Origin of the sequence: Nonomuraea sp. B19D2 (assembly GCF_040137845.1) — a bacterium.
In the GTDB taxonomy this organism is placed as follows: Bacteria; Actinomycetota; Actinomycetes; order Streptosporangiales; family Streptosporangiaceae; genus Nonomuraea.
On the sequence record NZ_JBEFAK010000006.1, the window covers coordinates 368,602 to 374,822 of the forward strand.

At 67.9% G+C, this 6,221-nt stretch carries 9 protein-coding genes; 1 reads left to right on the plus strand and 8 read right to left on the minus strand.

All coding sequences use genetic code 11. The features are described from left to right. Positions 1 to 5: 5 nt before the first annotated feature. From ABN273_RS14875 to ABN273_RS14905, 7 genes are all read right to left on the minus strand, one after another. The gene (locus ABN273_RS14875) at positions 6 to 656 is read right to left on the minus strand and encodes an arsenate reductase ArsC (protein ID WP_349449350.1); all 651 of its coding nucleotides are present in this window, start codon (positions 654 to 656) and stop codon (positions 6 to 8) included. 2 nt (positions 657 to 658) lie between these two features. Continuing rightward, on the minus strand, positions 659 to 1,339 hold the full coding sequence (locus tag ABN273_RS14880; RefSeq protein WP_349449351.1) for an arsenate reductase/protein-tyrosine-phosphatase family protein: 681 nt from the start codon (positions 1,337 to 1,339) through the stop codon (positions 659 to 661). 47 nt (positions 1,340 to 1,386) lie between these two features. Further along, positions 1,387 to 2,100, minus strand: coding sequence for an MIP/aquaporin family protein (locus ABN273_RS14885; protein ID WP_349449352.1), 714 nt, complete (start codon positions 2,098 to 2,100; stop codon positions 1,387 to 1,389). After that, positions 2,097 to 2,444 (minus strand): ArsR/SmtB family transcription factor, encoded by a 348-nt coding sequence (locus ABN273_RS14890; RefSeq protein ID WP_349449353.1) that lies wholly within the window; start codon positions 2,442 to 2,444, stop codon positions 2,097 to 2,099. The genes ABN273_RS14885 and ABN273_RS14890 overlap by 4 nt, the downstream gene beginning before the upstream one ends. A gap of 139 nt (positions 2,445 to 2,583) precedes the next feature. Further along, positions 2,584 to 3,813, minus strand: coding sequence for an arsenite methyltransferase (gene arsM, locus ABN273_RS14895; RefSeq protein ID WP_349449354.1), 1,230 nt, complete (start codon positions 3,811 to 3,813; stop codon positions 2,584 to 2,586). A 12-nt stretch (positions 3,814 to 3,825) separates the two neighbouring features. Continuing rightward, the gene (locus ABN273_RS14900; RefSeq protein ID WP_349449355.1) at positions 3,826 to 4,161 is read right to left on the minus strand and encodes an ArsR/SmtB family transcription factor; all 336 of its coding nucleotides are present in this window, start codon (positions 4,159 to 4,161) and stop codon (positions 3,826 to 3,828) included. 2 nt (positions 4,162 to 4,163) lie between these two features. Further along, positions 4,164 to 4,346, minus strand: coding sequence for a hypothetical protein (locus ABN273_RS14905; RefSeq protein WP_349449357.1), 183 nt, complete (start codon positions 4,344 to 4,346; stop codon positions 4,164 to 4,166). Between the two features lie 3 nt (positions 4,347 to 4,349). Here ABN273_RS14905 and ABN273_RS14910 point away from each other — a divergent pair, with 3 nt between their 5' ends. Continuing rightward, complete coding sequence (locus tag ABN273_RS14910; protein ID WP_349449358.1) at positions 4,350 to 5,270, plus strand: carbon-nitrogen hydrolase family protein; 921 nt, start codon at positions 4,350 to 4,352, stop codon at positions 5,268 to 5,270. A 136-nt stretch (positions 5,271 to 5,406) separates the two neighbouring features. On the opposite strand, the gene ABN273_RS59455 is transcribed toward ABN273_RS14910, so the two are convergent. Beyond that, positions 5,407 to 5,625, minus strand: coding sequence for a transposase (locus tag ABN273_RS59455; RefSeq protein WP_502911020.1), 219 nt, complete (start codon positions 5,623 to 5,625; stop codon positions 5,407 to 5,409). Between the last annotated feature and the right edge of the window lie 596 nt (positions 5,626 to 6,221).

Below are 6,221 nucleotides of genomic sequence, written 5' to 3' on the forward strand. Positions count from 1 at the left end.
GATCTTCAGGCTGTGGGGACTTCGAGTTCGTCGAGCAACCGGCGGACGCGGCGCTCGATCTCGTCGCGGATGGGCCGCACGTCCTCGGCGCTCTTGCCCTCGGGGTCGTCCAGTTCCCAGTCCATGTAGTGCTTGCCGGGGTAGACGGGGCAGGCGTCGCCGCAGCCCATGGTCACCACGACGTCGGCGGCGCGGACGATCTCCTCGGTCCACGGCTTGGGGAACTCGCGGGAGATGTCGATGCCCCGCTCGGCCATGGAGGCCACCGCGGTGGGGTTGATCTCGCTGGCGAATTCCGAGCCGCCGGACCAGGCCAGTGCGTGGTCCCCGGCCAGGTGCTGGAAGAAGCCCATGGCCATCTGGGAGCGTCCGGCGTTGTGCACGCACAGGAACAGCACGACGGGCCGCCCGTTGTTGTGGCCCTCCACACGGGCCAGGGCGTGCAGGCGCTGGCGGGCGAAGCGCTCGGCGAGCAGCGGCAGGTAGTTGGGAATCGTGCTGTGCAGGGCGAACTGGTCGTAGCTGGTGTGCAGGAACCGCTCGATGGTTTCGGTGCCGAACGTGCCGGTGAATTCCTCGGCGAGCCGGCGGGCGGCGGTGAGCAGAGCGTGTTGCTGATCGATGGGCAGGTCCAGGCGGCGGTACGTCTGCGGCATGGCTACTCCTCGGGAGGATGGATGGCGGGTGCCAGCCGTTGCACGCGGTCGGCGATGTCGGTGTAGGCGCGCTCGAACGCCTCGTCGCTGCCGATGCGGACCGGGTCCGGGATGGACCAGTGCAGCCGTTCGAGGTCGGCGAGCTGCTCGTGGGCGGCATCGCACACGGCCACCACCAGATCGTCGGGACGCAGTGTTCCCTCGACGTGGCGGGTCGCGGCATGGCCGAGGTCCAGCCCGTGGCGGGCGGCGAGGGCGAGGGCGTTGGGGTGGACGCGGGATGCGGGCTGGGTGCCTGCTGAGGTGGCGGGCACGGCGCTGGTACGGCTCCACAGGGCAGCGGCCAGCTGGGAGCGTGCGGAGTTGTGGGTGCAGACGAACACGATGCGCGGGGCAGGACGGGCTGCCGCGGGCACCAGACCGGACAGGGATTGCGGAACCAGGCGCAGGTAGGTGCGCCTGCGGTCGCCTTCGGAGCGGTGGCGTTCGATCACGCCCGCGTCCTGCAGCAGTTTCAAGTGGTGGGCGAGCAGATTGGTGGGCAGGCCGAGCACCTGCCCGACTTCGCCCGGGGAGGCGTCGCCCAGCAGCAGCCGGTCCACGATGGCCAGCCGGCCCGGGTCGCCGAGCGCCGCGTGCACCCGAGCCCGGGCCTCCAGCGAGGAAAACCCATCAATGTTCATTGAGTCAATGATTATTGAGGTATTCCTCGGTGTCAAGCGGCCGCTGGTCAGCGCGCCTCTTGATGGGGCACAACCGGCTCTTCGGCACCCACCTCAGGACGACCGAACAGGCCGTGCACCAGCACCAGGCCGATGACGCCGCCGACCAGCTGGGCCACGATGAAGCCGGGCACCGAGGCGGGCGCGATGCCGGCGAAGGTGTCGGAGAAGGCCCGGCCGATGGTGACGGCGGGGTTGGCGAAGCTGGTGGAGGAGGTGAACCAGTAGGCCGCCCCGATGTAGCCGCCCACCGCGAGCGGGGCGACGGCCGCACGACCCGACCGGGTCAGACAGAAGATCACCAGCACCAGGCCGGCGGTCGCGACCACCTCGCCCAGCCACAGATGCGCGCTCGATCGCTGGGTGACCGACAGGGCGACCACGGGCTTGTCGAACATCGCGTTGGCCAGCACCGCACCGCCGATGGCGCCCAGCACCTGGGCCACCACGTAGCCGCCAAGTTCGCCGCCGGACAGACCTTGGCCGCTCTGCCGTCCCTGCCACCAGTTGGCCAGCGACACCACCGGGTTGAAGTGGGCGCCGGAGACCGGCCCCAGCACGACGATGAGGACGGCGAGGCCGAAGACGGTGGCGGTGGAGTTCTCCAGCAACTGCAGCCCGACGTCGCCCGGGGACAGCGTCTGGGCCATGATGCCTGAGCCCACCACCACCGTCACCAGCAGCGCGGTGCCGAGGAACTCGGCCAGCAAAGGGCGCTTCACTTGCCCACCTCCACGGGCGCCGCCAGCAACGCGGACAACTCGGCGAGCCTTTCCGGCACGATCCGGTAGTACACCCACGAGGCCCGCCGTTCGCTGGTCAGCAGGCCGACATCCTTGAGCACCTTGAGGTGGTGGCTGATCGTCGGCTGGGCCAGGTCGAAGCTCGCGGTCAGGTCGCATACGCAGGCTTCGCCGCCTTGGTGGCTGGCCACGATGGAGACGATGCGCAGCCGTACCGGATCGCCCAGCGCCTTGAAGGCCCGAGCCAATCCAGTTGCCTGTTCCTCGTCCAGCGGCTCACGCGCCAGCGGCGAGCAGCAGTCCAGCACCTTCAGCGTATCCATGGGCATCGATATTGATGTCCGTGGATATCAGCTGGGACACGCCGAGATGAACCTCAGATGGACAACGACCTGGTCACCCGCTCGTGCCACCCTGAAGGCCCGCCACCAGTTTTCTGAGCGAGCCCAGCCCGGCGGCTCGTCAGCGGCCCACTGCCGTGCTGCGCCGTTCGATCATCAGCACATCGCGCCAGATGCCGTGGTGGCAGCCGATACGCTCCCGAGTGCCGACCACCCGAAAGCCCAGAGCCTGATGCAGCGACAGGCTGGCGGCGTTCTCCGGGAAGATCCCGGACTGGATGGTCCAAACTCCGGCGTCCTCGCTGGCCGCGATGAACGTCGACATCAAGGCTCGGCCTATGCCATGTGCCTGGCAGCCTGGATGAACGTAGACGCTGTGCTCCACGACCCCCGCGTACACCGGTCTGGCCGAGACCGCCGAGGCGGCCACCCAGCCGACGATCTCGCCGGTCTCGATGTCGGCGGCCACATAGCGCAGGTACGGCAGCTTGCCGGCAGCGAACCCTTCCCAGCTTGGCGCCGTCGTTTCGAAGCTGGCCTGCCCGGTGTCCAGGCCGGCCTGGTAGATGGTCAGCACCTGCTCGGCGTCAGCTGGGCGCATCGGCCGGATCTCCATTCCCGGCCCGGCCGTGGGCTTGACGGCCTGGACGATCGCCGAGTGGACACCGTCGCCGTGGCCAGCGGTCAGCGTGATGCGGACGTCTATGAACCCGGCCGCCACGAGCAGCGCTCGGTACTCGCCCACCGGCAGGGCCCCGGCGACGCAGCCGATGCGCTGCTCGGCCGCCGCCCGCCGCGCCGCGTTCGGCTCGCCGTCGACCACGATGTCGCTGACGCCGAACCGGCCGCCCGGCTGCAGTACCCGGAACGCCTCGGCCAGCACCGCCGCCTTGTCGCCGGACAGGTTGACGACGCAGTTGGAAATGATCACGTCCACCGACCGGTCCAGCAGCGGTACGCGTTCGATCGTGCCGTGCAGAAACTCGACGTTGGTCGCGCCCGCCTGCTCGGCGTTGTGCCGGGCCCGCGCCAGCATGTCCGGGCTGGCATCCAGCCCGTAGACCTTGCCCTGCTTGCCAACTCGGCGGGCTGAAAGCAGCACGTCGATGCCGCTGCCCGAGCCAAGGTCGAGCACCGTCTCACCATGCTTCAGCTCGGCGACGGCCACCGGGTTGCCGCAGCCCAGGCTGGCCCGCACCGCCCCCTCTGGCAGCATGCCGAGCTCGTCATAACCGGCCGCGCCGAAGCAGCCCTGCTCGAACGCGTCCTGCCCGCAGTCGGCGACGACTCGACCCGAGTCTGCAGCGCGGGCCAGGGCTGAGTAGTGGTCGATGATCTCGTCGTGCGCCATGCCGAAGCTCCTTCACTCGCAGGTGGGCGCGGCCGGGACCGGGTTGCCCATGACCACGTCGGCGGCGGTCGGGAAACAGCTCACGCAGTTCTCGTTGATCCGGTACAGGCTGGACGTGCCCTGCTTCTCGACCAGCACGAACCGCACCTCGGCCAGGATCTTCAGGTGGTGCGAGACGGTGGACTGGCCCACCCCGGACGCGGTCACGATCTCGCCCACGCTCATCGGCGCGCGCCGCCGGGCTAGCAACGACACGATCTGGATCCGCGTCGCGTCCGCCAGGGCCTTGAACCAGCTTGCGTACTCTTCAGCCTCCGCGCGCGGCAGCGGTCCCTTTTCCTCATTCATCGTTAATCGACGATAGTCGATGAAATGGGGGAATGGAAGCTCTCAGGCACGCCGGCGGGCACTCCTACTTCCGGAATTGCCCACTTCCGGTCGGCCTTGGGATTGCCCAGCCGCAAGTCGGTCAGTGCCGAGGTATTGTCGAAGGTCGCGCCGTAGCCACGTAAAGCATGCGGTGCGAAGATCACGGCATGCGTATCGCCGCCGCCCAAGCCCGTTGTCCCTGGCTCGACCTGGCCGCCGGAACAGCGAAGGTGCTCGACTTCCTCGGCAAAGCCGCAGCCGACGACGTCGCCCTGCTGGCCTTCCCCGAGACCTTCCTGTCCGGATACCCGTTCTGGGTGAAGCACACCGACGCAGCCAGGTTCAACGATCCTGAGCAGAAGCGGGCCTACGCCGCCTATCTGGACGCGGCCGTCGAGATAGACGGGCCGCAAGTGCGAACCATCATCGAGGCCGTCCGGGACCTTGGCGTCTTCACCTACCTGGGCATCACCGAGCGAGTCCACGGCACGGTGTACTGCACGCTGCTGGCGATCTCACCTGGTGAAGGGATCGTCAGCGCGCATCGCAAGCTGATGCCGACCCACGAGGAACGGCTGGTCTGGGGCACCGGCGACGGCCATGGGTTACGCGTGCACCAGGCCGGGGAGCTGAAGGTTGGCGGTCTGATCTGCTGGGAGAACTGGATGCCGCTGGCCCGGCATGCTCTGTACGCCCAGGGAGAGGACGTGCACATCTCAGTCTGGCCCGGCTCCACCCGTGCGACCACCGACATCACCCGTTTCATCGCCCGCGAAGGCCGGGTCTACTCACTGGCCACGGGCGCGCTGTTCTCCTACGAGGACATCCCGGCAGACTTTCCCTTCCGCGACCGGCTTGCCGACCGCGTCTCCAACTGCGACGGCGGCTCGGCCATCGCCGGGCCCGACGGCCAGTGGATCGCACCGCCAGTCTCCGGTGAGAAGCGGCTCATCATCGCCGATGCCCAACCGGCCATAGTCCGGCAAGAACGGCAGAACTTCGACCCCATCGGCCACTACGCGCGCGGCGATGTCTTCCGGGTCGAAATCGACCGCCGGCGGCTTGGGCCAGCTCGGTTCGTGGACTGAAGCAGGTGTCCTGGGACGGAGTCAGGGCGCACGACTGAACCTTCCTTGCCAGCAGCAAGCGACAGGACGACCTATCCGGCCGGGCACGGCACCCTTCGTCAGACAGATCAACCTGGTTGGGGCTCGTGCAAGGTTCTTACAGGCGCCCCTCCACGGGCCATCTCAGCGCTCTGTACGGCGATGGGGGCGCCGCAACAGCCACTTGCCCCGGCCGATGCGGTCTTGCCGCCGGCACAGTGTAGATCGTCTGAGTGCTGATCTCCAGGTCACGGGCCAGCTCGGTAACCGTGCGGCCCGCTTCGAGCAAGTTCAATACCTTGCGCCGGAACCCCGGCGAGTAGCCCTGTCGCCCCATGCCACTTTCCTCTCATCAAGTGGCACAAGAATCCAGAAAGCCGCCTCCACTTAACCCGGGGCACACCACCCGAGGGCCGGGTGGCTGGTATGTCGGCCGATCAGCCGTCGTAGTGGTAGTGGTGGTGCCCTCCAATGCGGCCGAGCATCGAAACGACGTCTCGTGCGGCATCGTGGCCACCCACGCCCCAGGTGGTGGTTGCCCTCCGGGGGGCCGAGTATCGAAAGCATCCCCGCCCGGTGGCCGGCATGCGCCGGCGCGTCTTGACGTTGCGATCGAGGTTCCAGGCTGTCGTGGGAAGGCATTGGGAAAGACTGGCCGCAAATGATCGATGACTGCCGTAGCTCACCGGACACATCAAAAAGCCCTTGGCTCGCGTTACCGCTGGTCAAGGGCGCTTTGCTGCTGGCCGAACCTGGTGCCCCCGGCAGGATTCGAACCTGCGGCACCCGCTTTAGTCTCCGATCTCCCCTGGTGGAGGAGGCCGTTCTGGCCTGAAAATCGGGGTGGTTGCCCGCTGACGTCGTATCTCCTTGGTCGTTCAGGCCGTGCTTTAGTCGGACGCCGGGAGCCGCGCTTGTGGGCCTTTCACCGCG

Bases quoted from the DNA above. Each gene is read 5' to 3' on its own strand.
- ABN273_RS14875 (WP_349449350.1), bottom strand. From the start codon at position 656: ATGCCGCAGACGTACCGCCGCCTGGACCTGCCCATCGATCAGCAACAC.
- ABN273_RS14880 (WP_349449351.1), bottom strand. From the start codon at position 1,339: ATGAACATTGATGGGTTTTCCTCGCTGGAGGCCCGGGCTCGGGTGCAC.
- ABN273_RS14890 (WP_349449353.1), bottom strand. From the start codon at position 2,444: ATGGATACGCTGAAGGTGCTGGACTGCTGCTCGCCGCTGGCGCGTGAG.
- arsM (WP_349449354.1), bottom strand. From the start codon at position 3,813: ATGGCGCACGACGAGATCATCGACCACTACTCAGCCCTGGCCCGCGCT.
- ABN273_RS14900 (WP_349449355.1), bottom strand. From the start codon at position 4,161: ATGAATGAGGAAAAGGGACCGCTGCCGCGCGCGGAGGCTGAAGAGTAC.
- ABN273_RS14910 (WP_349449358.1), top strand. From the start codon at position 4,350: ATGCGTATCGCCGCCGCCCAAGCCCGTTGTCCCTGGCTCGACCTGGCC.
- ABN273_RS59455 (WP_502911020.1), bottom strand. From the start codon at position 5,625: ATGGGGCGACAGGGCTACTCGCCGGGGTTCCGGCGCAAGGTATTGAAC.